Below are 308 nucleotides of genomic sequence, written 5' to 3'. Positions count from 1 at the left end.
TCCTGAGGCTGTGCCCGGAGCTACCGTGATTGTCTTGTCTGCGTTAAGCACAAGGCCTGATGGAAGTGTGCTCACCAAAGTGAAGCTTACTTCTCCTGCGCCTGTCCCTACCGTTACCGGACTTCCGTTCAGCGTGTCGTTTGCCGTCAGGGATGCTGTCGTGCCTCCTGCATTGCTGTTGATTGCAGTCGCCGTTTCGGTCACTGCATCGATCACAGGGATCGCAACCGGAGCGTTTACCATCAGGCTCACAGTCGCTGTCGAGCAGTTCGATGCATTGGCCTTGTCGCAGATCGAATAGGTCAACG

1 protein-coding gene is annotated in these 308 nt (G+C 55.8%); it reads right to left on the bottom strand.

Translation table 11 applies throughout. From position 1 onward, the window contains the following. The coding region (locus tag EYY60_RS00020; protein WP_132987396.1) for a hypothetical protein at positions 1-204 on the bottom strand (204 nt) is incomplete at its 3' end. Positions 205-308 lie beyond the last annotated feature (104 nt).

It is taken from the genome of Flavobacterium zhairuonense (assembly GCF_004352915.1).
Taxonomy (GTDB): domain Bacteria; phylum Bacteroidota; class Bacteroidia; order Flavobacteriales; family Flavobacteriaceae; genus Flavobacterium; species Flavobacterium zhairuonense.
This window is presented reverse-complemented; position numbering and strand designations above follow the sequence as displayed.